The sequence below is a fragment of the Haloferax sp. Q22 genome (assembly GCF_001482285.1).
Lineage (GTDB): Archaea > Halobacteriota > Halobacteria > Halobacteriales > Haloferacaceae > Haloferax.
This window is the reverse complement of the sequence record NZ_LOEP01000014.1, coordinates 156243-182442: the sequence shown is the minus strand read 5'-3', so window position 1 is coordinate 182442 and position 26200 is coordinate 156243. Positions and strand designations below refer to the sequence as shown.

General features: G+C 65.4%; 23 protein-coding genes. 11 read left to right on the top strand and 12 right to left on the bottom strand.

Features of this window, described 5'->3' with window-relative positions; genetic code table 11:
* From AM590_RS05110 to AM590_RS21235, 8 genes are all read right to left on the bottom strand, one after another.
* Window positions 1-358: hypothetical protein (locus tag AM590_RS05110; RefSeq protein WP_253805874.1), on the bottom strand; the 358-nt coding region annotated here is incomplete at its 3' end.
* Window positions 359-685: 327 nt separating this feature from the next.
* On the bottom strand, window positions 686-2647 hold the full coding sequence (locus AM590_RS05105; RefSeq protein WP_253805872.1) for a glycosyltransferase family 39 protein: 1962 nt from the start codon (window positions 2645-2647) through the stop codon (window positions 686-688).
* 41 nt (window positions 2648-2688) lie between these two features.
* Entirely contained in the window at window positions 2689-3747 is a 1059-nt protein-coding gene (locus tag AM590_RS05100; protein ID WP_058826521.1) for an ATP-grasp domain-containing protein, read from the bottom strand.
* Window positions 3748-3933: 186 nt separating this feature from the next.
* A complete protein-coding gene (locus AM590_RS05095; protein WP_058826520.1) occupies window positions 3934-4959 on the bottom strand; it encodes a DUF354 domain-containing protein in 1026 nt (341 codons plus the stop codon).
* Window positions 4960-4968: 9 nt separating this feature from the next.
* Window positions 4969-6255, bottom strand: a complete 1287-nt coding sequence (locus AM590_RS05090) for a nucleotide sugar dehydrogenase (protein ID WP_058826519.1) — start codon at window positions 6253-6255, stop codon at window positions 4969-4971.
* Entirely contained in the window at window positions 6248-7636 is a 1389-nt protein-coding gene (locus tag AM590_RS05085) for a nucleotide sugar dehydrogenase (protein ID WP_058826518.1), read from the bottom strand. Before AM590_RS05085 ends, AM590_RS05090 begins: the two co-directional genes overlap by 8 nt.
* The gene (locus AM590_RS05080; RefSeq protein WP_058826517.1) at window positions 7633-8214 is read right to left on the bottom strand and encodes an acyltransferase; all 582 of its coding nucleotides are present in this window, start codon (window positions 8212-8214) and stop codon (window positions 7633-7635) included. The genes AM590_RS05085 and AM590_RS05080 overlap by 4 nt, the downstream gene beginning before the upstream one ends.
* Window positions 8211-8339 (bottom strand): hypothetical protein, encoded by a 129-nt coding sequence (locus AM590_RS21235; RefSeq protein ID WP_256364932.1) that lies wholly within the window; start codon window positions 8337-8339, stop codon window positions 8211-8213. Before AM590_RS21235 ends, AM590_RS05080 begins: the two co-directional genes overlap by 4 nt.
* Before the next feature lie 306 nt (window positions 8340-8645).
* Between AM590_RS21235 and AM590_RS05075 the strand changes: the two genes are divergently transcribed.
* From AM590_RS05075 to AM590_RS05065, 3 genes are all read left to right on the top strand, one after another.
* On the top strand, window positions 8646-9734 hold the full coding sequence (locus AM590_RS05075) for a DUF1616 domain-containing protein (protein WP_058826516.1): 1089 nt from the start codon (window positions 8646-8648) through the stop codon (window positions 9732-9734).
* Complete coding sequence (locus AM590_RS05070; protein ID WP_058826515.1) at window positions 9734-10303, top strand: metal-dependent hydrolase; 570 nt, start codon at window positions 9734-9736, stop codon at window positions 10301-10303. Before AM590_RS05075 ends, AM590_RS05070 begins: the two co-directional genes overlap by 1 nt.
* 160 nt (window positions 10304-10463) lie before the next feature.
* Window positions 10464-11975: a twin-arginine translocation signal domain-containing protein gene (locus AM590_RS05065; RefSeq protein ID WP_042664365.1), complete on the top strand. Its 1512-nt coding sequence runs from the start codon at window positions 10464-10466 to the stop codon at window positions 11973-11975.
* Window positions 11976-12036: 61 nt separating this feature from the next.
* On the opposite strand, the gene AM590_RS05060 is transcribed toward AM590_RS05065, so the two are convergent.
* A complete protein-coding gene (locus AM590_RS05060) occupies window positions 12037-12708 on the bottom strand; it encodes a helix-turn-helix domain-containing protein (protein ID WP_082677670.1) in 672 nt (223 codons plus the stop codon).
* A gap of 163 nt (window positions 12709-12871) precedes the next feature.
* On the opposite strand from AM590_RS05060, the gene AM590_RS05055 reads away from it, so the two are divergent.
* The 3 genes from AM590_RS05055 (at window position 12872) to AM590_RS05045 (ending at window position 16921) form a co-directional block, all read left to right on the top strand.
* Complete coding sequence (locus tag AM590_RS05055; protein WP_058826514.1) at window positions 12872-13903, top strand: glycosyltransferase family 2 protein; 1032 nt, start codon at window positions 12872-12874, stop codon at window positions 13901-13903.
* Window positions 13904-14008: 105 nt separating this feature from the next.
* Window positions 14009-15637: a right-handed parallel beta-helix repeat-containing protein gene (locus AM590_RS05050; RefSeq protein ID WP_058826513.1), complete on the top strand. Its 1629-nt coding sequence runs from the start codon at window positions 14009-14011 to the stop codon at window positions 15635-15637.
* 60 nt (window positions 15638-15697) lie between these two features.
* Window positions 15698-16921 carry a glycosyltransferase gene (locus AM590_RS05045; protein ID WP_058826512.1) on the top strand — a complete coding sequence of 408 codons (1224 nt, stop codon included), beginning with the start codon at window positions 15698-15700 and terminating at the stop codon, window positions 16919-16921.
* 102 nt (window positions 16922-17023) lie between these two features.
* Here AM590_RS05045 and AM590_RS05040 read toward each other — a convergent pair whose 3' ends face one another.
* Entirely contained in the window at window positions 17024-19579 is a 2556-nt protein-coding gene (locus AM590_RS05040) for an oligosaccharide flippase family protein (RefSeq protein ID WP_172795759.1), read from the bottom strand.
* A 130-nt stretch (window positions 19580-19709) separates the two neighbouring features.
* Window positions 19710-20672 carry a hypothetical protein gene (locus tag AM590_RS05035; protein ID WP_253805870.1) on the bottom strand — a complete coding sequence of 321 codons (963 nt, stop codon included), beginning with the start codon at window positions 20670-20672 and terminating at the stop codon, window positions 19710-19712.
* A 201-nt stretch (window positions 20673-20873) separates the two neighbouring features.
* On the opposite strand from AM590_RS05035, the gene AM590_RS05030 reads away from it, so the two are divergent.
* The 4 genes from AM590_RS05030 to AM590_RS05015 are packed head-to-tail and all read left to right on the top strand — an operon-like array spanning window position 20874 to window position 24218.
* The gene (locus AM590_RS05030; protein ID WP_058826510.1) at window positions 20874-21701 is read left to right on the top strand and encodes a DUF4129 domain-containing protein; all 828 of its coding nucleotides are present in this window, start codon (window positions 20874-20876) and stop codon (window positions 21699-21701) included.
* On the top strand, window positions 21698-22279 hold the full coding sequence (locus AM590_RS05025; protein ID WP_058826509.1) for a hypothetical protein: 582 nt from the start codon (window positions 21698-21700) through the stop codon (window positions 22277-22279). The genes AM590_RS05030 and AM590_RS05025 overlap by 4 nt, the downstream gene beginning before the upstream one ends.
* Window positions 22276-23538: a DUF58 domain-containing protein gene (locus AM590_RS05020; RefSeq protein WP_058826508.1), complete on the top strand. Its 1263-nt coding sequence runs from the start codon at window positions 22276-22278 to the stop codon at window positions 23536-23538. Before AM590_RS05025 ends, AM590_RS05020 begins: the two co-directional genes overlap by 4 nt.
* On the top strand, window positions 23535-24218 hold the full coding sequence (locus tag AM590_RS05015; RefSeq protein ID WP_058826507.1) for a hypothetical protein: 684 nt from the start codon (window positions 23535-23537) through the stop codon (window positions 24216-24218). Before AM590_RS05020 ends, AM590_RS05015 begins: the two co-directional genes overlap by 4 nt.
* On the opposite strand, the gene AM590_RS05010 is transcribed toward AM590_RS05015, so the two are convergent.
* Entirely contained in the window at window positions 24196-25164 is a 969-nt protein-coding gene (locus AM590_RS05010) for a MoxR family ATPase (RefSeq protein WP_058826506.1), read from the bottom strand. The two genes, AM590_RS05015 and AM590_RS05010, sit on opposite strands and share 23 nt — an antisense overlap.
* Window positions 25165-25279: 115 nt before the next feature.
* On the opposite strand from AM590_RS05010, the gene AM590_RS05005 reads away from it, so the two are divergent.
* A complete protein-coding gene (locus AM590_RS05005; protein WP_058826505.1) occupies window positions 25280-26194 on the top strand; it encodes a glycosyltransferase family 2 protein in 915 nt (304 codons plus the stop codon).
* Window positions 26195-26200: the final 6 nt, after the last annotated feature.

Genomic DNA, 26200 nt, shown 5'->3' with positions numbered 1-26200 from the left:
CCTCGTCGTCGCAATCACCAACTACGAACGTGGAGACAATCCGGGAAGTACCGTGATCACGGTGTGAGAACTCTTCTATGACACCCTCTATGTAACTGTACTCGAACTCCTCGGATTCATTGATTGTGATCCCGCTCTGGAGGAGCCCAGCGTTGAGAGTAACGTGTCTCTCGAAGGAACTCCCGTTCATCGTGGCCGTGACGTCGTAGGTGTTCTCCTGCCCGGTCAGCGTAGCCACGTGGCGCGTTGCCCCCGGACCGAGGGCGACCGTGTCATTGTAGACTGCGGTTGACTCGTTGCTGATTACGACATGGACGCTTTTGTTCGAATTAGCTTCGTTCTCAAGGACGAATGGCACGCGCTCGGCTCGCGGGACAGTTGTCGGTTGTGTGGTGGTCGTGGCTGTCGTGGTTGTCGTCGTCGCCGTCTGTGTCGTAGCTGTTGGTGGTGCAGTAGTCGTTGTCTGGCCAGTCGTCGCACATCGGCAAAGACAACGAGGCACACGACCACGAGCGTCTGGAGGGACAACCGTCTCATTCTGGTAGATGTGTCATTGTCTCGGAATATGCTTTGTGTGCTCTCGAACCGCGTTACTGCACAGGACGGGGAGCTTCACCACCCGCGTTGCGGAAAGAGCCTCAACGAGAACACACGGTGAAAAAAAGAACGACCGCAAGCCGAGCGGTCAGTTAGCGCCGGGGAGCGAACAAATCGTGACCTCGCCGTTCGCGTAGACGTAGTTCGTCGTCGGCGGACAGACCTCGGTCTTCGACGGGTCGAGGTTCGTAGCCACGTCCTGTTCGTTCGGGAAGTACGAGGCGCTCTGTGATTGGTACTCCCGATAGGCCGTTATCCCCTGCGGGACTGGCCGCCCTTCTTCGGCCGGTAACGGCTCGGCCGGATACGCGTTCGTCCGCTCCCACACCGTCCCGTACGGCAGGTCGGTGTAGAGTTCACCGCCCTGTTGCGACGAGCGGGCCGAACTGTACGTATCGACGGCGGCGAGTTCCTGTTCGGTGTACGAGAGTCGTTCGTGCTGGTCCGGGAACGCCGGACTGTCCATCGCGCCGTCGTTCGACATGAACATCACGTTCGGGTAGACGAGCACGAACAGGAGCAGGATGACGCCGACTACCTTGAGCGAGGTCCGGTTCGCGAGGTGGCGGAACCCGAGGACGCCGATGATGGCGAGAAGGGCGTAGAGGTACGCGAACCAGCGACCGGGGACGAAGCTCTCGATACCGACGAGCGGCAGTCCGAGCACGACGAACAGCATCGCCACGATAGCGCCGACGAACGTGTACGTCGTCTGCGTCGCCCGCGAGCGGTTGAGCACCGTGAGACACCCGATGAGACCCGCGAAGATGAGCATGAGGAAGCCGGCTTCGGTGACGTACGTCGAGAGCTGCGAGAAGAACGTCTGGCCGGCCGAACCGGCCGCACCGGACGCGCCGGCCGACCCGCCGCTACCGCCCACACCCTGGAGGAACCCGGCGTTGAACAGGTTCAACACGAGGTAGTTGATGACCGTTTCGAGGAAGGTGTCGCCCTGATACGGCGTCAGCGACCACGTGAAGACGATGAGTCCGAGGTTGAACCCCACGAGCCCCGCGAGGTTCACGGGGCTGGACGCGCCGCCCGAGAACGAAAGCGGGTCGGGGTCCTCGGTGAAGAAGTCGAACCGGAGCAACACCTGCGCGACGAACCCCGCGAAGAGGAGCACCAACATGATGAACGACGACACCTGGTGGGTGAGGATGACGGCGGTGCTGAACAGGACGAGCAGGCCGAAATCGCGCCATCGCTCGCTGGCGTGGGTGATCCGCACGAGACAGTACAGACACGCGAGGAAAAACAGCAGACCGAGGCTCGTCGGGATGAGGTGAATGCCCCAGCGGACGACCTGGTCGCCCATCGCGTACAGCGCGCCGGCGGTGAGGGCCCACCGGAGCGGGACGAGCAGTCGTGCCGTCCCGTAGACTAAAATCGGGACGAGCGGCATCACGACGCCGATCGAGAGGTACAGCGCGTTCCGAAGCGACAGGTCGAGGAGGTGCGTCGACGCCGCCGTGAGCAGGTGGAACAGCGGCGACGCATAGTACTTGATGTCGTTGATGGCAGACAGCGAGTCCGCCTGGAGAATCATCTGGACGAACGTCGTGTGCGACCAGATGTCGATTCCGATGTAACCCGGCGCGGTGTAGAGCGCGGCGAATCGGACGACGAACGAGTACACGAGAATCTCCGCGAGGAAGACGCTCGGCCGCAGTTCGTCGTCCGGGGCGAGCAGTATCTGTCCGAGGAGGAGCGTGCCGACGACGCCGCCGATGTCCATGAACAGGATGCTTCGTTCGCCCTGAACGACCGCGAGAACGACCATGACGGCGAGACCGAAGAAGACGCCAGCCGAGATGAGTCGCACGAGCGACGGCGCGAGCGTCGGGAGGCCGTTCGTGGTCCCCCTCCCGCGGGCGGCCGCGAGATAGAGGAGACTCCCGACGCCGAGGAGTATCGGGAGCGTCACGATGAAGATCTGTGACGAGAGGAACCGCAGCGGGAACAACGCGAGCGCGAGCACGACTCCGAGGGCCGCCGCGAGCACGTCGAGTTCGGCTCGTTGTAAGCGGTCGTATACCGATGAGAGCATCGTCATGTATGAGCTGAGAGTTGTGGTTCGAAGAGGATCCGTCAGATTGTGGTCGGGTCCGTATTGGGGCCGTAAAACACGTCCTGCCAGTCGCGGGTCACGTGGGTTCCCCACTCGATGTCGAGTTCGGGAAGCTCACGGTCCATCGCGTACTGCACGCTGAGCGCGGGGATGTTGGCGCCCGCACCGACCGACGCGGTGACCGACCGGGAGATTCGCGGATGGACGTCGACGAGTTTCGGCCTGCCGTCGGCGGTGTATTTGAACCGGAACGTGGCGTTGTACTCCAACCCGAAGAGCGAGCAGAGCTCGTGGGCGTCCCCGAGGAGTTCCGGGTTCTTCTCGACGGTGCCAACGAACGAGGAGTCGTCGCACGTCGCGGCGTGCGACCGTGAGACGAGAACCGGCGTCTCGTCGTCGCGAACGAGGGCGTCTACGGTGTACTCCTCGCCGGGAAGGTACTCCATCACGATGAGTTCGGGGAACTGGGCCGTCTCACGGAGGACGGGGAGCACGTCGTCGAGCGTGGTGACGGTGCTGTCCGGTTTCTGGTTCAACAGCGCGTTGAACCGGTCCATATCCGGGTCGACGACGCGAAAGCAGCGCCTGTCGTTGCTGACGGGCGGCTTGAAGCAGACGCGGCGGTCGGGATAGCCGAGCGCGTGGACCGCATCGAGAAACTCGTCGAACGAGGAGGCGCGGTAGAACTCGGGTGCCATCGGGTGGGCCTGCTTGACGAGTTCGTCGTACAGCCGCCCTTTATCCCTGGTAATCGAGAGCGACTGGGGCGGAACGGCCATCACTTCGATACCTTCGCGCTCGAAGGCGGGCTTCGCCTCGGAGAGGGCCTCGACGTCCGCCGCGTTGAGGGGGAAAATCACGTCGGCGTTCTCGCGGCTCGCGACCGAACGCAGCTCGGAGACGAACGCGTCGGCGTCACCGGCGGGGACCGTCTCCGCCGTGTCGACGAGGCTGAAGCCGTAAGCGTCCGGGTCCGTATCGACGCCGACGATGTGGGCGTCGAACGCGTCGGCCCGTCGAATCGCCTTGATGATACCCGAAGCGCCGAAGGTACCGGCACCGGTCACCAGCACGGTCACATCGCCGTCCCGGCTCGACGGTCGGACTGTATCCAGCAGTGTCATCGAGACGAGACAGACACCAAGGGCCCCTTATTATATAGCAGATAAACGGCGTGAACCGTCGAGAATCGGCTATTTCGAGGCCTCAGTCACGGTCCGAGAACGAGCGGCGAAACGCGGGGACGAGCGGCTAGTCGACGGCCGCTACTCGACGGCCGCGAGAACCCGTTCGACGATGATGTCCGTCGCGTCCACGTTCTCTTCGAGGAGTCGCTGTCGGCGGGCCTCCCAGTCGGCGTCGGTCGACCGGAGGATGTCGACCGCCCGGTCCGCGGCGCGTTCGTTCCGATGTTCGCCGTGGTACCCGAACAGCAGGTCGAACGACGCGAGGTCGCGCATGAGCCCGGGGTTCGCGCTGTGGACGTAGACGGTCGGCGTCCCGAGCACGGCGCTCTCGGAGGCCATCGTCCCGCTCTCGCCGATAAAGAGGTCGGCGTACGCGAGCACGTGGTGGATGAGGTGCGGATCGATGGTGGTGGCGTAGTCTGCTAACTCAGTGGGAAGTGAATCGCCCTCCGCGGAGATGAGTACCGATGCGCCCGCGTCTTCGAGGCGACCGACTAACTTGGTGAGGCCGTCGAGACCCTCGTCGCCGATGTCGTGCGCCGCGCCCCAACTGACCAACCGGACGACGGCGTACGTGTCGTCGGCGTCGACCGGCAGGCCGTCGAGCGCCGACGGGTCGGGGTCGAACCGGTCGGGGTGGAGGTACGCGAGTTCGTGGTAACTCGGGTATCGGTAGTGGTTCGAACCGGCGTCGTCGCGGTAGCACTTCGGCGTGGCAACCTCGTCTGCGAAGGGGAAGGTCAGCGCGTTCGAGAGCGTCGCGTGCTCTGTGTCGGTGAAGACGACGCACGCCGCTCCGACGAGTTTCGCGACGTGTGCGGCCTCGAACCCGCCGATGGAGGCGACGACATCCGGGTCGATGTCCCGCGCGGCGCGAAACAGGCGATACTCGATACCGAGCGTCGACAGCGCGACGCCGGAAAGCGAATCGCCGCGGGAGCCGACGACCTCGTAGTCGATTTCGTACTCGTCGAGGAGGTCCACGGCGACGTCCTTGTCGAGGGCGCGAACGTGGACCCCGTGGCCGCGGGCCTCGAACTCGTCGATGGCGTGCTTGAAGAAGTGAACGTGCGCGGGGTGCTGAATCGTGATGAGGATGTCCATCGCGGTGTCTCAGAGCTGCGCGTAGTGGAAGCCGCGCTCGTCGGCCTTGTCGGCGTCGAACACGTCGGCCACGTCTATCATGACCGGGTCGGACCCGAGCGCGGCGGCCATCTCGTCGAGGTCGTAGTCGGTGAACTCCTCGTGACCGGTCGCCACGACGACGCCGTCGTAGGCGTCGAAGTCGACCGACTCGACCACGTCGATGCCGAAGACCTCCCGCGACTCGTCGGGGTCGGCGTGAGGGTCGTAGCCGACGCAGTCGACGTGGAACTCGTCGAGTTTCTCTATCATCGTGCTCACGTCGGAGCTTCGGATGTCGCCGACGCCCGGCTTGTAAGCGAGTCCGAGGACGAGCAGTCGCGTGTCCTGGAGGACGCGCCCCGACTCGTTGATAGTCTTGACCGCCTTGCGGGCGGCGTGAACCGGGACGTACTCGTTGATTTCGCGCGCCTGCAACACGAGTTTCGGCGAGAAGCCCTCGCGCTTGGAGCGGTAGGTGAGGTAGAACGGGTCGACGGGAATGCAGTGGCCGCCGACGAAGCCCGGGGAGTAACCGTCGTGGAAGTTCCACTTCGTCCCCGCGGCTTCGAGTACGTCCTTGGTCGTCAGGCCCATGTGGTCGCACGCGATGGCCAGTTCGTTGACGAGCGCGATGTTCATGTCGCGCTGGACGTTTTCGATGACCTTCGACGCCTCCGCCGTCTCGATGTCGGGCGCGCGGTGGATACCGGCGTCGACGATACTCCCGTAGAGGTCGGCGAGGCGCTCGCGGACCCCCTCCGAGTTGGCACCGACTACCTTGACCACGTCCTTGACGCTCCGCCCGGTATCACCGGGCGACGCGCGCTCCGGCGAGTAGCCGACGAAAATGTCCTCACCCACGGCGAATCCGGACTCGGATTCGAGCGCGGGGACGAGGACGGACTCGGTCGCGCCGGGATAGACGGTGGATTCGAGGACGACGGTCGTCCCCGGAGAGACGTGCTGGCCGATGGTCTCGGCCGCGGATTCGACGAACGTGAGGTCGGGATTCTCCATGCTGTCGACCGGGGTCGGGACCGTCACGATGACGAAGTCCGCGTCCGAGATGTGCGTCGCGTCCGTCGTGAACAGCACGTCTGAGGCCGCGACGCCCTCGTCGGTTACGTCCCCGGTGGGGTCCGTCCCCGCCGAGAGTGTCGAGACCTTGTCTGGGTCGACGTCGTAGCCGATGACCGACTTCCCGGCGCGGTCGAACTCGATGGCCAGCGGCAGGCCGACGTAGCCGAGGCCGACGACGCAGACGGTGTCAGTCATGAAGACCGATTCCCTCGTAGTCGACGCGGTCGTGGTCGCGGTACTCCGTGGCGGCCTGCCGCCCGTCGACGAAGACGACCGGGCGGTCGTCGTCGGCGAAGGCGGGAACGTCGAGGTGGTCGAACGACTCGTGGGCCGTCACGAGGACGATGGCGTCCGGCGACAGGTCGTCGCTCGTCACGCCGCGCATCACCGTCGCGCCGGCGTCCTCGAAGACGGCGGTGTCGTCGAGGATGGGGTCGGTCGCGACCACGTCCGCGCCCGCTTCATCGAGATGTTCGACGACGGGGAGCGCCGGCGTCTTGCGAATCTCTTCGACGCCGGCGCGGTAGGTGAGACCGAGGACGAGAACGGTCGCGTCCTCGGGGTCGATACCCCGCGCCGCCAGTCGGTCGAGCGCCGTCTGCGCGGTGACGTGCGGCATCTCGTCGTTGACGGCGCGAGCCGTCTCCATGAGCGGCGACCCCGTCTCGAACTGCGTGATGAGGAACTGCGGGTAGTACGGGATGCAGTGGCCGCCGACGCCCGCGCCGGGCGTGTGAATTTCGCAGAACGGTTGGGTGTTGGCCACGTCGATGGCCTCGGTCACGTCGATTTCGAACTCGCCCGCGTGGGTGGCGAGTTCGTTCGCGAGCGCTATGTTCACGTCGCGGTAGACGCCCTCGAACACCTTGACCGCCTCCGCGGTCGTCGTGTCCGAGACCGTGATGACCTCGTTCGACGAAATCTGGTCGTAGATGAGCGACGCGGCACGGGTGCTCTCGTCGTCGGCGCCGCCGACGACCTTCGGGTACGCCCCGCGGATGTCCTTCAACGCGCGCCCGGACGAGGTCCGCTCGGGGCAGAACGCGAGGCCGAACTCGCCGAGCGAGAGACCGCTTTCGGATTCGAGAAGCGGCAGGAGCGCGTCGCGACAGGAGCGCGGCGGGAGCGTCGATTCGAAGACGACGAGGTCGCCCTCGTCGAGTCCCTTCCCGATGTCTCGTGCGACCGCCTCGATGACCGAGAGGTCCGGACGGCCCGCCTCGTCGACGAGTGTCGGGACGATAACCACGTGAATGCTCGCCTCGTCGGCGACCTCACGCGGTTCCGTGTTGGCGACGAGCGCGCCGTCCTCGACGAGTTCTTCGACGAGTTCGTCGAGTCCGGGTTCGCCGACGATGTGGTTGCGACCGGCGTTTATCTCGCGGACGACGTCGGTGTCGATGTCCGCGCCGGTGACGTTACCGGTAGTCTCGGCGTAGACGGAGGCGAGGGGAAGCCCCATCTTGCCGAGGCCGTAGACGCCGACCGGCACGTCGCCGGACGTGAGCGCGGCTATCTGTTCGTCTTCGGTGCGTTCGGAGCCGTAGATAGTCGTGACTGAAGATTGCGTGCTCATATGGTGTTCGCTCCCTGGAGCTTCGCCGGGAGTGGGCGGTGTTCGGCGGGCGTTCCGACCGCGAGCGTCTCCGGCGGAACGTCCTCGGTGACGGTCGCGCCGGCGGCGACAAACGCGTTCTCGCCGACGGTCACGTCGGGGAGGATCGTTGCGTTCCCGCCGACCGAGACGCCGTCTTCGAGCGTCGGACCGGTCATCTCGACGTCCTGCCGGACTGGATACGGGTCGTTCGTGAGCACCGCGCCCGGCCCGACGAACACGTCGTCGCCGATGTGCGTGTGGGTCGGAACGTAGACCCGGGTCTGGAGGCTCACGTTCGAACCGATGGTCGCGGTGCCGTCGATGACGGTGTTGGTTCCGACGACGACGTTGTCACCGATTCGGGTGTCTTCGCGGACGAGCGCATCGTGGCCGGTGACGAAGCCGTCGCCGATGGTCACGTCGCTGTAGACGATGGTCCCCGAGCGGATTCGGGCGTCGTCGCCGACGATCGTCTGCTGTGACTCGTCGCTGGCCGGGTACCCGAGGGTGACGTCGTCGTCTATCTCGCAGTTGGACCCCGTGACGTACAAGTTCATGTCTGGGCCGAATCGGCGATCGTCTCGTCCTCGTCGGCGGGCGACACGTCGCCGTCCGACCGGAGGGTGGTTACGAGCACGAACAGTGCGACGAGCGCCGCGAGGAGTTTGGTTTTGGTGCGCATGTGTTGGTCACGCCGCGGGCCGTCGTGGCCCGCGGTTCGAAACGGAGGTCACGCGAAACGGCCATTATTATCGGGACGATAAGCCCGCAGACGCCCGAAAACGGCGGAAAGCGAGCCGTCCCGGCCGTGCGAACGCTCACCAACCAGCGTCGGAATTCCTCGATTTTTCGGAGCGTCACCCCCTGACCGCCGCCGTCGGCGCAGTCAGCCATCCGCCCTTATCAGACCGCTAAGCCCCTCTTTCGACCGGTTTCGGGCGTGAACGGTCGCGGCCATTTTTCAACACGGACTGTCAAGGCGCGGGTGATGAAGTCGTCTACCCGTCGCTGGACACTCGACTTACTCCTCGTGGTCGCGGGGGCAATCGCCGCGCTCGCGGTGGTCATGCTCGACTTCTCCGGGTCCGTCGTCCGGAGTCTGTTCGTCGTGCCGCTCATCGTCCTCTACCCGGGATACGCGCTCCTCGCCGCGGTGTTCCCGGAACGGCGGTCGGACGTCGAGTCCGACACCATGGACGACGAGTCGGCGCTGACGCGACCGACGCGCCACACCGCCGGACTGCTCTACTCCGTTCGACTGGTCCTCTCGGCGGCGTTGAGCCTCGCGCTCGTCGCCGCGGTCGCGCTCGTCACCAACCTCGTCGGACAGGGGTTCGACGCGAGCATCGTCGCGCTCGGCGTGTTCGGCGTGACGATGTTGTTCACCGCGGTCGCCGTCGCCCGGCGCCTGCTGCTCCCCCCGGACGCGCGAGCCGGAGCCCCGCCGCTCAGTACCGTCCTCGGGAGCGTGGCGGCGACCGCCGGTGCGGTCACGTCCCCGCTGTCCTCCGAGTCGCGGAGTTCGCCCGTCTCGCTCGCCGTCAACCTCCTCGTGGTTGTCAGCCTTGTCGCGTTCCTCAGCAGCGTCGGGTTCGCAATGGTCGAGACGCAGACTCCCGAGACGGACTTCACCGAAGCGTACCTCGTGACCCAAAACGAGTCGGGCTACGAGGCCAGCGGCTATCCCCAGCAGCTCAGTTCGGGGGAGCAAGTCCCGGTGACGCTGGCGCTGGAGAACCACGAACACGAGTCGACGACGTACACGGTCGTCACGGAGCTTCAGCGACTCGACAGAACGCCGAACGGGACACAGGTGGTCGAAGAGCGCGAACTCGACCGAACGCAAGCGTCGGTCGAGGACAACGAGACCGCCTACGTCCAACAGGACGTTCGACCGACGATGTCCGGTGAGTCGCTCCGACTCGTCTATCACGTCTACAAAGGTGACGCTCCCGACGATGCGAACCGCGAGAACTCGTATCGGACCGTCCAACTCGTCGTGTCGGTCGGCGACGGCGGCGGCGACACCACCGCGCAACTCGGTCGGCCGGGTTCGATTGGGGGGATCTCGGCCTGATGTGGCCGTGGGAGCATCTCGTCTTCGGCTACGTGCTGTACTCCCTCGCGAACCGCGCCGCGTGGGAGACACCTATCGGTGACGCGGCCGGCGTCACCCTCGCGGTGATGACGCAGGTTCCCGACCTCGTGGACAAGCCGCTCTCGTGGACGCTCGGCGTCGTCACGACGGGGTACGGCCCGGCGCACTCGCTCCTCGTCGGCGCACCGCTCGTGGGACTTCTCGCGGGGGCGCTCTGGACGCGGAACAGGGTGAAACTCGCGGTCGCCGCGGTCGCCGGGTACGGGTCGCACCTCATCGGCGACCTGCTCGCCCTCCGGGCGAACGGGCCGAACCTCGGGAGGCTGCTCTGGCCGCTCGCACCGCGGGAGCCGTACTCGAACGACCTCGGCTTTGTCCAGCGGTTCGCGGAGTACTTCCAGACGTTCCTCTATCAGATGCTGCGCCCCGAGAACACGGGGCTCGTCGTCGGTTACGCGGCCGTCTTCGGGGTGGTCGTTCTGCTGTGGGTGCTCGACGGGACGCCGGGACTTCGGTGGGCTCGCCGTGTCGCCGGCCTGCGCCGCTGATTCGCGGCCCGTCTTGTAACGGATAACGGAAATATAATTTGACAAAAGCAACTCTACTTAACAGTTGCATCCCTAATCGTCGATATGGAAGGACATTCTGTTTGAATAATACGATAAACGCTAAAAATACTCATTAGACAGAGGCAGAGACGTTCTCTCGATGCGGAATCAAGGCGCAGAAGAGCGCAGGAGGACAGTCTCTCGGAGACAGGTACTGAAGGGCATCGGCGGGGCGGCCGCGGCGGTCTCGTTCGCCGGGACGGCATCAGCCGACGACGACTGGTACAACGTCGTCGACGAGGGAGCCGATCCGACCGGTGGGGAGTCTATCAACCCGATCTTAGACGACATCCAGTGCGACGACGGGACGGTTCTGTATTTTCCGGAGGGCGAGTATCTCATGGGCGACTCGTTCCGTCACGTCGATTTCCGCGGGTTCGAACTGCGGGGAGATAACGCGACTATCGTCCCGGCCGCCGACTACGACGGCAGGTGGCTGTTCAAGTTGGGGACGTTCGAGCAACCGGGGGAAGACCTCGTCGTCGAGGGCTTCGAGTTCGACTTCACCGACGACGACACGGGACTTCGCGTCGTCCAAGCGCAGGTCAGAGACGACCTCCTCGCGCGGAACCTCTCCGTCGTCGGCCAACACGACAGCGGGAAGTACGGCCCGTTCGCGTTCGACGTCACCAGTTCGTCGGGCATCGGGACGCTCCAGAACATCAGGATTCCCGACGGCGGCGAGTTCTCGGACAACACGCCGGGCGACATCGACGTGGGGCCCACGGGAATCATCGTGTCGCCGTACCACGACGGCAAGCTTTGGGTCCGCGACTGTGAGGTCGGCGCGTGGCCCGACAACGGTCTCTACTGTTCGACCGAGGGCGGCCGCGTCGTCGTCGACGGCGGTGTGTTCAAGAACAGTAATATCGCCAACATCCGGCTCTCGGGCGATTACAGCTCGATTCACGGCGCGACCGTCATCGTGGACGAACGCCGCACTGACGACACGAACCAGCGGGGCATCCGACTCGACGGCGGTGCGTACAACTGGATAGACGACACCGTCGTCCGAATCGACGAGCCGAACGGGCGCGCCATCAGCGTCCAGAACGACGTCGAGTGGGCGCGGATTCAGAACTCGAGCGTCATCGTCAACGGAGACGTGTCGACGAAGGCCGTCACCGTCTCGCCGGGCGCCGGAAAAATCGATATCATCAACACGGACATCGAGTTCAACACCAGCGGCCACGCGCTCGTCGTGGGCGGGCCGAGCAGCGCCGACGCGGACCCGGTCTACATTCTCAAGTCGAGCGTCGGCGGCTCCGGCGACGGGTCGAACGGTCGGCACGCGGTCCGGCTCGAACGAGGGAACTGCACGCTCGACCGCTTCGACGTCGAGCAGACTGGTGGCGACTATCGACGCGCGGTCAAGGTACTCGGCGACGGCAGCACGTTCGTCTGGGGCGACTACGACACGGGCCACATCCCGCTGGTCAACGACGCTGACGGGACGACGTTCCGCGGCATCACCGCCGAGTCGCACGACGGCTACGAAGGAATGAAAGTCATCGACGGGTCGAGCGGCGTCGAAGTAACCGAATCTGTGATTCACAACGGCGTCTGGGAGTACGGCGACGTCGACGTCACGTACGACGGAAACTGGTTCTGAGCCACGACGGTTTGGCCCCGAGTCCCCGCCGCGACTCACCTCTCTCTGCGGCCGGCTGGAGTCACGGCGACAGCGTCGCCTCGATGAGTCGCGAGATGGCCCGGCGAATCCGCTGTGAGACCCCCGACTTGGAGATGCCGAGGATGGCCGCGAGTTCGCCCTGCGAGGACCGCCGTGGGACCTCGAAATAACCGTGTTCGTGGGCGACGAGAAGCGCCTTGCGCTGCCCCGGGAGGAGCGCCGTCTCGGTCCCCACGTCGGTGTCGCGGGCGACGTGGAGGCGCTTTACCCGGAATGAGATATCGTTGTCGTGGTAGTGTTCTTGGACGCGGTGCAGCGTCGAGTGAGCGGGGAGGTGCATCTGGATGGACCACCTGCCGTCTTTGTGTCGAACGGAGATGACCCGAACGCCCATCTCCGTCGAGGACGGGGGAATCAGGCGGACGCCGCTCCCGAAGAGGACGCGAAACCGGTGGTCGGAGCCGACGGAACCGAGGAAATCCGCCTCTATCACGGTCGGGTCGACGACGAGGGACGCCCCGACTGAATCGACGGGACCCTGTTCGACAACGACGAACGCGCAGTCCCAGCCAAATCCCTCGGTCGGTTGGAATTCGAGTTCGACCGGCCCCCGGTGTCCCGTGACGAACGACGAGAGAATCAGCCTCGGGTCCTCAAGCGTTATCTCCAAGTATATCGGTCGAGCGTCGTCCCCCCTTCGGTCCTCGTGCATCGCCTGTTGTTCGATAATCGGTACGGGTTATTATGCGGGTGATAAGCGTCTGTAGCCGCGTCTCCGCGGGGTCGCTCCCGAACCTGTCGGCGGGCTGTGAGCAACTACGATACCCATAATAACGACACCGAAACGTCCACAGTTCGGTAGGACTCCGACTACAATGTACAAAGACAACTCAATCGCCGTCGTCGTGCCGGCCTACAACGAAGCGGGTTACGTCGGGGACGTCATCGACACTCTCCCCTCGTTCGTCGACCTGGCCTACGTCGTCGACGACGGGTCGACAGACGGGACGTGGGACGAAATCGTGACGCACGCCGACGCGTTCAACGAGGACCACACCCCCGAAGCGACGGCGTACGACGACGTGGTCGTCCCGATTCAACACGAGGAGAACCGCGGGGTCGGCGGCGCGCTTAAGACCGGTTACCTCCACGCGCTGGAAGACGAAGTCGATATCACGGCCGTCCTCGGCGGCGACGGGCAGATGAACCCCAACGAACTGGCGAAGTATCTCGACCCCATCGCGGAGGGCGACGCCGACTACGCGAAGGGCAACCGATTCATGGAGCAGTCGGACCTCGACGCCATGCCGGGCTATCGACTCGTCGGTAACTCCATCCTCTCGTACCTGACGAAGTTCGCCAGCGGCTACTGGAAGACGATGGACCCGCAGAACGGCTACACCGCGATTTCCCACGAGGCGCTTCGGCAGGCCGACATCGAGAACATGTACGAGTACTACGGCTACTGCAACGACCTGCTCGTCAAACTCAACGCCGAGAACCTTCGGGTCGCGGACATCGCCTGCTCCGCGGAGTACCTGTACGACGACGACTGGAAGAGCCACATCAACTACAGCGAGTACGTCCCCCGCGTCTCGAGCATGCTGCTCCGGAACTACTTCTGGCGGCTGAAAAACAAGTACATGCTCCGCGACTTCCACCCGCTCGCGGCGTTCTACTACCTCGGAACTGTCATCGCGGGCGTCGCGGCCATCGGCCTCATCGGCTCGGGACTGACGGGTGGCGACGGCGACGACGACTCACCCAGCCTCGGCAGTTGGGCAATCGGTCTTCTCTTCGGTATCACGTTCCTGCTTTTCGGCACGGTCCTCGACCACAACGACAACGAAGCGCTCGAAATCCGGGTCGACGACGACACCTACGAGACCGAGGTTCCGAGCGAGTAACCCGAGTCGAATCGGGGGCCGAAGGCCGCCGAAATCCGCAGACATACTTAAAGGCTGAACATGTGAAGCCGGGAACGTTCGTGAGTATACGACGTTCTCGGTTGTATGAGATTCACGCAATCTGACGATACCGACGCGAATGACTCCCGGGGCCCGAAGCTTACGCGGCGCTCGTATCTCCTCGGAGCCGTCGGCACCCTCGCGGTCGGAAGCTATCTGTCGCACCCCGTCAACAGCGTCGAGGCGAACACGATGAGCGTCGACGTTCCGCAGGCGTACCTCGACCGGTTCTCGAACGTCGTCAACGTCGTCGACGCGGGAGCCGACCCGAAGGGCGTCGAACCCATCGACGACGTGCTCTCGCGGCACGTCGCGGACGACACGCTCCTGGTCTTCCCGGAGGGGCGATACCTGATGCACAGGCAACTCCGAAAGACCGGATTCGAGAACCTCGGGTTCTACGGGCCGAACGCGACGCTCACGCACGGCCGAATCGACGCCATCGACAGCAACGTCGTCACCGAGGGCGAGTTCACCGGCGCGGCCCGGTTCTTCCGGCTCGGCGTCATCTACGCCCCAGGCAGAGACCTCCTCTTCGAGGGGTTCACGTTCGATTTCACCGCCCCGCAGACCGGGATTCGGGCCATCGAGGCCTACGTCACGGACGGGCTCGAAGTCCGCGACATCACCATCGCGGGCGAACACGACACCGGAACCCTCGGTCCGGCGCTGTTCAGCGTGACCACGGCCGGCGGGACCGGCACCGTCGAGCGATTCAGCGCGCCCGACGGCGCGGCGTTCACGAAAGACACCATCGGCGACATCAACCTCGGCCCCACCGGGATACTCATCGACCCGAACAGCGCGGGGACGCTCCGCTTCGTCGACTGCGAACTCGGTCGGTTCCCGGACAACGGGCTGTACGTCTCGGGTTCGAAGGGCGTCGTCCACGTCGAGGGCGGGACGTACAAGAACAGCACCGTCTCCTCGATTCGGCTCAAGGGGTACGGCAGCAGCGTCCGCGGCGCGACGGTCGTCATCGACGAACTCGTCCCCGGCATCAGCCAGCGCGGTATCCGCCTCGACGACGGGGCTGACCTCCGCATCGAAGACACCACCGTCGAAGTCACCGGTTCCGCGGAGAACGCCATTCGCGTCCTCGACGACGCGCAGACCTCGGTCATCAAGAACTGCAGCATCGTCCTCAACGACGACGAGGGCTGTGCGCGCGGCATTCAGGTGACTCCCGGGGCGGGTCGCCTCGAAGTCCTCGACACGACCATCGACATCCACGGGTCGAACTTCGCTATCTACCTTCAGGGACAAAACCTTCCGGAGGACCCGATGGTGCTCGTCAAGAACGTCACCATCACCGGCTCTGCACCCGGCGACGGCCAGCGCGAGGCGATTCGCGTCGAGCGCGCGAACGCCCGGTTCGAGAACCTGACCGTCCACCAACCCGGCGAGAGCTACCGGCGCTGCGCCGAGATTCTCGCGGACGACGCCCTGTTCGTCGGCGGGACCTACGAGGCGACGCACCACCCCTTCATCAACAAGGGCAACCGGACGCGCTTCGACGGCATCACCGCGCGGTCCCTCGGCGGGCGACAAGCCATGAAGCTGTACTCGCAGGGGACCGACGTGGTCGTCATGGACTCGGTGCTCTACGGCGGCTACATCGACGGCGGCGCGGAGGGGTTCGTCGTCGACAACACCGAACTGCCACCCGTCTGAGACGAACGGATCTTACCGACCCGATAATCATGGGGGTCGGTACGCAACTGCGGGTAACGCATGGACCACGACCGACTGGCCGATAAGGACCTCCTCGTCGTCTCACACGGCTACAAACACTTCGTCAAGTCGCAGGTCGACGTGCTCGCGGAGTACTTCGATTCCGTTACCGTCTGCGTCAGGTACAACTGGTTCGCCGACGTGGCATCTCGGCTCCCCGTGGGCGGCGGCGAGGGGTTCGGAAGAGACGCCAAAATCGCCACGACGGACGTGCCCGACAACGTACACGTCATCGAGACCCCGCTTATGTACCTCCCGGTGGACGCGCAGCGCGAGCACATCCTCGGACAGCAACACGCCCGGAAAGTCCGCAAGAAACTGGCGGACCATCCTGTCTCGTTCGACCTGATTCACTGCCACATGACGTGGACCTCCGGGTACGTCGGCGCGCGCCTGAAGGAGGAACTCGGCATCCCGTACGTCCTCACCGTCCACGCCAACCGCAACTGGTTCCAAACACAACTCGACTCCGACAACGCCCGGCTGAAGCGAGCGTGGACCGACGCCGACCGGCTCGTTCGCGTCAACCGGCGCGACCGCTCGAAACTGGAGGCCTACAACGACGACGTGGTCCACATCCCCAACGGCTACGACACCGACGTGTTCGAGCGCATCTCCACCGCCGCGGCCCGCGAGCGACTCGGCATCGGCGACGACGAACCCATCGTCTTCGCGCTCGGGACGCTGAAACCGCGGAAGGGCTTCCAGCACCTGATGCGAGCGATGACGCGAGTCCGCGACTCCGAACCCGAAGCGAGACTCGTCATCGGCGGGCAGGGCGGCATGCGCGACGAACTCGAATCGCTCGCCGCGGAACTCGGTATCGACGACCGGACCGACCTGCTCGGCTACGTCGAGTCGGGGACGCTCAACGACTGGATGAACGCGGCCGACGTGTTCGTCCTCCCCAGCTACAGCGAGAGCTTCGGCGTCGTCCAACTGGAAGCGATGGCCTGCGGGACGCCGGTCGTCGCGACGAAAAACGGCGGGAGCGAAGAGGTCGTCACGAGCGACGACTACGGCTTCCTCGTCGAGGGGCCGGAGTCGCACGACGAACTCGCCGACGCCGTCATCGATGCCCTTCACAAGCGGTGGGACGCGGACGCGATTCAGGCGTACGCGAACGAGTGCACGTGGGAGAACGTCTGCGAGGACATCGCCGACCTCTACGTCGAAGTCCTCGACGAGACCGGGAGCGAGCGGCAAGCCGTCGCCGCGCAGTAAGGCTCCGGAACGGCACCAGAACCGCGCTATCTGTTTCTGTCGGGAGGCGGTCCGCGTAGCACTCGGGTCCGACGGTCGGCGTCAAAAAATCCAGACGGCCCGTTAGCGCGCGCTTCGACCGGCGAGCGCCACGATTCCCACGAACAGAACCGAGTGGAACCACGGCGACCCGCCGAGCGGAGACGACTGCAAATCGAGCCACTCGACCGCCGAAAGCGGTTGCGTCATCAGGAGCGTCGACCCGCTGTCGGTCGTATTCGATGTCGTGGTGGTATCGGTCGCTGTCGTGTCTGTCGTCGCGGTGTCGGTCGTGGACGTATCCGTCGTCGTGGTGTCGGTGTCCGTGGACGTTGTCGTGGTATCTGTGGTCGTCGTCGTGTCGGTCGTCGTATCCGTGGTCGTCGTCTCAGTCGTGGTTGTATTCGTCGCTGTCGTCGTCTCTGTGGTCGTAGTCGTCGTGTCTGTGGCGGTGTCGGTCGTTGTCGTGGCTGTGTCGGTCGTTGTCGTAGCTGTGTCGGTCGTTGTGGTGGTCGTATCTGTCGTCGTTGGTGACGAGGTCGTCGTCGTTGTCGTCGTGTTGTTCGACGGTGTGTCCGTCGTCGTCGGCGACGAAGTGGTCGTTGTCGTCGTGTTGTTCGACGGTGTGTCCGTCGTCGTCGGTGACGCGGTCGTCGTCGCTGTCGTCGTGTTGTTCGATGGCGTCTCCGTCGCTGTTGGTGACGCGGTTGTCGTCTGGTCGTCGCTATCATCGCCGTCGTCGTCATCGTCGTCGTCACCGCCCCAGAGCCAGCCGCCGCCGTCGTCCGACTCGGTCGTCGTCGTATTCGACGGCGGACTGGTGGTGTTCGTCGATGTCGCCGTGTCGGTCGTCCCCGTATCCGTCTCGGTCGGCGGCGTCGTCGTCACCGGCGTATCGGTCGTCGGCATCGGCGTGTCGGTGACCGGGGTGGTGTTGTTCACCTGCGGTACCGGCGAGTCGCCGTCGACCGAGGGGGCGATGCCGACGCTGGGGACGCCGACGGCGAGCGCGACACCGGAGAGCGAGAGCAGGACGCCGGCGACGAGCAGGACGCGTTGCAGCGTGTTTTTGTGCCGGTCGGCCCAGGGTTCGTTGCCCCACGCGGGAGTCCCGGCGTTGGCGCTACCGCCGCCGCGACGGACGCGAATCGCGGTGGCGCGGGAACCAACCGGGTCGGGAAGCGAACTCAGCAGGTCCAGCGCCTCGTCGGCGTCCACGGCCCCGACCACGAACGCCACCGTCACGAAGACGAGGAGGCCGATAATGGGGACGACGACCAACGCGAGGAGACTGCTCTCGATGGTCATCGAGAGCAGGAAGATGGGGACTCCGGAGATGAACCCCGTCGCGAGCACTCGCACGAGTCGAGCGTCGGAAAACGGCTTGAACCCGAGGTAGCGCGCGCTGGCGAGGTTGAACACCGGGAGCGAGGAGTAGCCGATGGTCGTCGCCACGGCGGCCCCGAGAATGCCGTGACGCGGGATGAGAACCACGTTCAAGACGATGTTCAGAACCGCCGCGGCACCGGTCGCCGCGATGAGCGGCTTCATGTCGGCCTTCGCGTGGCTGATGGCGAGGATGGGGCGAACGACCGCGAAGCCGATGGTCCCCGGGAGCAGGATGAGAAGCGGCGTGACGACGGGCATCGACCCCGAACCGAGGTACAGCGGGACGAAGTCCTTCGCGAGCGCCGCCAGCCCGAGCGAGAGGAGGACGATGACGAGCATCCCGTAGCGGGTGACGCGAGAGGCGATTTCGTTTATCTGGTCGATTCGTTCGTCCGCCCACAGGTCCGAGACGGACTGCACGAGCATCGACTGAATCGAGCGGGGGATGACCCAGAGGAACTGGCTGATGACCAGTGCGGACTTGTAGTAACCGACGCGCGTCTCCGTGACGTGGGACGCCAGCATCAGCACGTCGACGTGGTACATCGACGTGAGAAATAGCATGTAGACCACCGAGAGGTGGTTGAAACTGAACAGCTCCTTCGTCGGGAACTCCCGCGGCGTCGTGCTGAAGATGCCGCGAAGCGAGACGTTCTTGCGGACCCACCACAGCGCGAGGAGCGCGACGAGGCTGTTGACGACGATGAGGCCGACCATCAGCCCCCCGATTTCGTATCCGAGGTAGGCGATACCGATGAGCGCGAGCCGGGTTCCGACCTTGTTGAGCACCCGAAGCGGCTCCGAGAGGTGCTCCTGTTTGAGTCCCATCAGGGACCGGCGGGCGTACTCGCGGAACTGCGTCGCGATGGTGAGTCCGGCGAGGCCGTAGAAGCCGACGACGTACTCCGGACCGAGGAATCGGGTGACGACGCCGAATCGCGCGGCGGCGGCGAACGCGAGCGCGGTCAGTACCGCGAGGACCGTCCCGAGGCGGAAGTAGTAGCCGAACACGTGGGTCTGCCAGTCGGAGATCGAGCGGTCTTCGGCGAGGAACTTCCGGGCACCGCTGTTGATGCCGGAACTCATCAAGATAGTCGAGATACCGAAGACGGCGGTGAGGGTGCCGTAGCGACCGTACAGTTCGAACCCGAGTGTCGTGATGAGAAGCGGCGTGAGGACCACCGAAGACAGCACGATGAAGATGCGCCCCCCGAAGATAGAGAGGAACGCGGTGACCATGTTCCGCTTCATTCACACCACCCGTCTGCGCCGCTCTCGTCGGGGGTCCGCGCCGGTGCGACGCGCGGAGACGAACGTCGTATCAGTCGTAGACCGCCTGCTGTTCGGTGATTCGTGTACATAAATAAACGAACGCGGGAGATTAGTCGGAAGACGCTATCTCGATAGAGACCGAGTCGCCGTTCTTGAGGTAGTAGTCGGTGGGGTCGACGGACTCGCCGTTCACGGTGACGTTCGCAGTCGCGTTGTCACCGTCACCGTCGTACGCGTAGGTCGTCCCGTTGTAGGTGACGCCCTCGTCGGTCATGTTGATGCCGTCGAGCGTCGACATGCCGTAGGCGAGCGTGACGTGCGCGGAGTGCGCGTGCCACGGGTTCGCGTGACCGCCCTCGAAGTGGAAGTGGTCGTTGTGACCCGCCCGCTGGTACTTGTCGCGGCTAAAGTCGAGCCGTTCGCCGTCGACGGTGAAGTCGATGGTCCCGTGGACGTGGAGCTGTTCCGGCGGGATGTACTCGCCGGGGGTGGTGACGTTCGAGTCGTCGGTCACGGCGAGCACCCACACCTTGTCGTCCGATTCGAGCGTGTACTCCTCGGGGTCGACCTCGTGGCTGTCCACGCGGTAGATGAGCTTCGTCCCGTTTTCGGACTCCTCGTAGGTCTCGCCGTCGTAGGTCAGCGACGACTCGGTGGCGTTGACATCGGCCGCGTCGAGCGCCGCCGCGAGCGTCGTGCTCTCGTTGGTGTGCCACGAGTCGACGTCGCTCATGTGAATCGGCGCGTCCTCGTCGAGGTCCTCCGTGAGGCTCACGCGCTCGCCGGCGACCACAACGGCCATCTGACCGGTGTACGCCGCGTCGACGGACGACTCATTACTGGCGTTCGTCGTCGAGTCGTGGCTGTGTGAGTCGTGGTCGGAGTCGGAGTCAGAGTCGGAATCGGAGCCGGAATCCGACGACTCGTTCGTCACGTCGTCCGAAGACGCCGTGTCGTTGGCGGTCGTCTCAACGTCAGAAGTCGTCATCTCCGTCGTTTCGGCGGTTTCGTTCGCCGCTGCCGTGTCTCCTGCGTCGCCGCCAGCGAATGACGAACAACCGGCTGTCGTCATCAAGAGCGCGACGAGGAGGGCGATACTCGCACGTTTCAGTGTATTGGATGGGATTTCCATCTCGAACTCAAACGAGACATCACGGTCACCCACCGTTATTATCGACTACGTAGCGGCGGCTTATCGGGCGGATAATTAGTATGAGCGGGGGCGGGTCTACACCCATCGTGATACGCCTCGACACCCACGGAGGTCGGTCGGATGGACAGTGACGTGCTCGTCACGCTCGGACTGGCTCTCGTGTGTCTGTTCGTCGTCGGTTCGGCGGCCGGCTCGCTCGAATCGGCCGTCGACTCCTCGCCGAGCGAGGCGATTGACCTCGACTACTCCTCGCTGCCGCTCGACAAGGGCGACGCCAACGACATCAAGCGCGAATACCAGACGCTGACGGACAACCCGAGTCAGCAGGAACACGGCGGCGAACAGTCGTCACAGTCGGGACAGTCTAGCGCGAGCGGTCCGGACGACGGGAACGACGATTCCACGTCCGACAGTTCGACCGACAGTTCGGACTCACAGCGTGACCAGTCGGAGGGGTCGAAAGAAACACCGGGCGAGCAAGACAGGCTAGAGGCGCTCATCGACGCCCTGCTCGCGCTGCTCTCGCGTCTCGTCGAACTGGTCGTCGGAATCATCGCGGTAGTCGCCGTCGCGCTCGTCGCTCGGTATCGAGACCGCATCGCGGCGCGACTGTCGCCGATGATCCCCCGCTTCCGCGGGGACGAGTCTCCGGCGGAAGAACGCGCCGAAGGCGGGTTCGATGCGCCGCCCGAACCGGAGAACGAGGTCACCGAAGCGTGGTACGAGATGGTCGAACGCCTCCGACTCGACGACCGTCAGTTGCTCACGCCGCGAGAGCGGGCGGCAATCGCCCGCGAAAACGGGGCCGACGCGAACTCGGTGTGGTCGCTCACGGAGCTATTCGAAGAAGTCAGATACGGCGGTGCGCCGGTGACCGAGGACCGACGCCGGCGCGCGCGAGAGTGTCTCGAACGACTCGGGTCATCCGGGGGGCGAGACCAGTCGTGAACCGCCGAAAGCTACTGTTCGGACTGCTCGGACTCGGCTGTCTCGCCGCCGGAACGGTCGCACGCGAGACGGCCTTCCCGGTGACGGCGCTCGTCTCCGGGGTTGGTGGTGACTACGTCCTCGTAGCCGCGCTCTCGGGAGTCGCGCTACTCGCGGCGCTCCCAGTCATCGCTTCCGGCCGGGAGAGCGAACTGCAACAGGTCGAAACGTCGGACCCGGAGGTCCCTGTTCGGGTCCCGCCCGCGGGCCGCGAGTTCGACGAGACGGTTCGGGGATGGGACTATCGAACCCCCGTTCTCGGCGACAGTACCCGAGCGCGAGTGAAAACGCGGCTCCGAACGGCGGCCGTCGAGGCGGTGATGCGCGAGCGGAACTGCGGTCGGAGCCGCGCGCGTCAACTCGTTCGACGCGGCGAGTGGACCGACGACGCCGAGGCGGCGTCGTTCCTCGGGAGTCCGAACCGGTCGACGCTCGCCACCGCATTCAGCGCGCTTCGGCGACGACAGACGCCCGCTGAGTTCCGCGCCCGGCGGACCGCCGAGGCCGTCTACGCGGTCGATGGGGGGACGAGACGGTGACGACGCCACAACAGACGAACCGCTGGCGGGGCGTCATCGCCGTCGCGCTCGTCGTCGCGGCCGCCGGGCTACTGGCGAAGCGACAGGAGCTCCTCTTGCTCTCGACGGTCGGCGTCGTCTTCGCGGCGTACCATCGAGCCGTCCCGATGCCGACGCCGAATCTGTCCCTCAACCGCCGGGTCGACACCGCCTCACCGGCGAGCGGCGACGAGGTCGAAATCGAAGTCGCGGTGACGAACGAGGGCGACGAGACGCTGTACGACTGCCAAATCGTCGACGGCGTCCCCCCGGCGCTCACCGTCACGGACGACCCGGCGAGGCGCGGAATGGTGCTCCGCCCCGGCGAGACGCGGACGTTCTCGTACGCCGTCGAAGCCGAACGCGGGCGGCACGCGTTCGACGACGCGACCGCCATCGTCCGCGACCCCAGCGGTGACAGGGAGGTCGAACTCGACGTTCGCGCCGCGGACGAGACGGAACTCGACTGCACGATCGAGATTACGAAGCCGCCGCGTCGGTCACAGACGCTCGACACCGTCGGCAGCGTCGCCGCGAACGGGACGGGCTCGGGCATCGAGTTCCAACAGACGCGGTCGTACCGCCGCGGCGACCCGGTCAGCCAAATCGACTGGAAGCGCTACGCCGCTTCGGGTGAGTTGACGACCGTCGACTTCAGGGAAGAGCAAGCGGCGTCAATCCTCGTCCTCGTCGACGCGCGAGCGATCGCCTACAGGGGCCCGCCCGGGGAGACACACGCCGTCGACGCCGGGGCGTCCGCCGCGGCCCAGTTGACGACTGCCCTGCTGAACGGCCGGAACCACGTCGGCCTCGCCGCGCTCTCGGCCGAAGACTGCTTCCGAGCGCCGGGCGCGGGGCGAGAACACCGGCTCCGGTTGCGGAAACTGCTTTCGAGGCACTCGGCGTTCGCCGCGAGTCCGACAGACACGGACGACCCGGTCGACGAACAGGTCGAATCGTACCTCGGACGGCTCGGCGAACAGACGCAGATCCTCTTCGTCTCGCCGCTCTGTGACGACACCGCCGTCGAAGTTGCGCACCGGTTCGACGGGCACGGCCACGCGGTCACGGTCGTCTCCCCGGACGCGACGGCGAACGAGACACCCGGCGAGCGCTTGGCGGCCGCAGAGCGCCGGAACCGATTGCGGGCGCTCCGGCAGGTCGGTATCCCCGTCATCGACTGGCCCCTCGGCGACCCGCTCGCGCTCGCAATCGACGCACAGCGGGGGGTTCGGACGTGAGCGCAGAGATAACCAGACGGCCGGCGCGGCTCAGCGCGGCGCTGTCGTTGTTCGCCGCCGCGCTGTCCGTCTCGCTCGTGAACACCGGGGCGTCGGTCGGGACGTTCGTCGCCGTCGCCGGCCTCGTCCTCGCTATCGAGGGCGCACACCGGTTCCGAACGGGGCAGCGACTGCTCGGGACTGTCGGGCTACTCGTCGGTGTCCTCGTCGCGACGGGTGGTGCGGGCCTCGCCGTAACGAGCGCCACCGGCCAGTCACAGCTCATCGAGGCCGGACTCGGACTCTTCGGCGTGTTCTGTCTCGGCCTCGGCGTGCTTCCCCTTCGCGGGTCCGGGTCGCGCGGACTGAGTAAACTCGGCTGCGCGGCGCTCCTCTTGACTGTCGTCGCCGGCGGGCTGTTCCAGACGGCCGACGCCGTGGCCCTGCTCGTTGCGTGCGCGGCGCTCGTTGTCTCGTGGGACGCTGCGGAGAACTCGATAACAGTGGGCGAGCAACTCGGCCGGGAGGCGACGACGTGGACCGTCGAAGCGGCCCATTTCGGCGGGACGACGCTCGTCGGAGGCGTCGCGGTCGGTGCCGGGCTCGTGGTCCGCGACCTCGGAACGCCAGGTCTGCCGCTTCACGCGGTCGCGTTCATGCTCGTCGCCTTGGTCTTCCTCACGCTCGCTCTGCACGACTGACCGTCGGGACCGAGACCTCGGCGAGCACGTCGTCGACGAGTTGGCTCCGCTCGACGTTGTCGACCGTCGCCTCGGCGGTCGGAACGATTCGGTGGGCAACCGTCGCGTGGACGACGGCTTTCACGTCGTCCGGAATGACGAAGCTCCGGCCCTGGACTGCGGCCGTCGCGCGGACGACCTCGAACAGTCGCTGACAGCCGCGCGGCGAGACGCCGACCGCGACGCGGGGGTTCTCCCGCGTCGCGCGGACGATGTCGACGATGTACTGTTTTATCTCGCCGTCGACGCGGACCGTCTCCGGGACGCGCTGCATCTCGCGGACGCGGTCCGTCGAGAGGACCGAAGAGACCGTCGGCGTGGGCGCGTCGCGCGCGTCGCGGCGGTCGAGCAGTTCCAGTTCGCCCTCCTCGTCCGGGTAGCCGAGACTGTCTTTGACGAGGAACCGGTCTTTCTGCGCTTCGGGCAGGGGGAACGTTCCCTCCCCCTGTTCGACCGGATTCTGGGTGGCGATGACGAAAAACGGGTCCGGAAGCGGGTGCGTCTCGCCGTCGACGGTCACCTGCCCCTCGGCCATCGCTTCGAGGAGCGCGGCCTGCGTCTTCGGCGAGGCGCGGTTGATCTCGTCGGCGAGGACGACGTTCGCGAACAGCGGGCCCTCGCTGAACTCGAACGACCGGTCTCGCTCGTCGAACACGTACGTCCCGGTCACGTCGGCGGGGAGGAGATCGGGCGTGAACTGGATTCGGCTAAACGAAAGGCCGAGCGCCGTGGCGAAGCTCTGTGCAGTCAGCGTCTTTCCCGTGCCGGGAACGTCTTCGAGGAGAACGTGTCCCTGCGAGAGCACCCCGGTGAGGATGCGCCGAAGGACGGCTCGGTCCACGACGACTGACCGAGCTATCTCGTCGAGAACACGCGTGCTGTGGTCGTGGAGTTCGCGGACGTCCATACTCCGGAGTCAGCCCAGCCGGCCATTATTATGCCATCGGTAAGCGCGCCACTGACCCGCGCGTTACCTGCTCGATAATAATGCGCCCCCGACGGAGAGTAACAGGAGATACCCGATGCCGACAGTGAGCGTCATCATTCCCACGTACAACCGCGCGGACGATATCCCGCGTGCCATCGACAGCGCGCTTGACCAGACGCTGTCGGACGTTGAGGTCATCGTCGTCGACGACGCCTCCACGGACGACACAGCGTCGGTCGTCACCGCCTACGACGACCCGAGAGTGAACTACCTCGTCCACGAGACGAATCAGGGTGGAAGCGCCGCCCGGAACACCGGAATCGAGGTCGCGACCGGCGACTACGTCGCGCTCCTCGACTCCGACGACGAGTGGGCACCGACGAAGCTCGAACGGCAGGTCGAGACGCTCGAACGGCGATCCGACGACTGGGTCGCCGCCTACTGCGGAACGGTGATTCTCGACGACGCAGACGCCAACCCGCTCGTGGAACGCGTCAAGTCCGTCCTTGGAACACACGACTCCCGAGAGGGGGCGGAAGGCGGCGAGGAACTCATCAAGGAGATTCTCATGGAGAACCTCCACACCAGCGCGGGCTCGACGCTTGTCGTCGAGTCCGAGGTCGTCGAGCGAATCGGCGGGTTCGACGAGTCGTTCGACCGCTACCAGGACACCGAGTTCCTCATTCGCGTCCTGAAGGAAGGAAAGCTCGCCTACGTCGACGAACCCCTGTTGCGGCGGTATCCCTCCGGCGGACCGAGCGCGGACGCCGTCCGGCGGGCCAACGCGCACTTCCTCAAGACGTTCGCCGAGGAGGTCGTCGAGCTAGAGACCCGCGGCTACGACGTCACCGGCACTCACCAGTACGCGCTCGCCGCGCAGTACCTCCGCGAGGGGCGGTTCGACGCGGGACTGGCGTACCTACGCGCGGGCTCGACACCCGGCCCGGCGCAGCTCCCCGGGCTCGTCTACAGCGTCGTCAGAGGCGTTCAGAACAGAGTGGGCGCGTAACGCGGG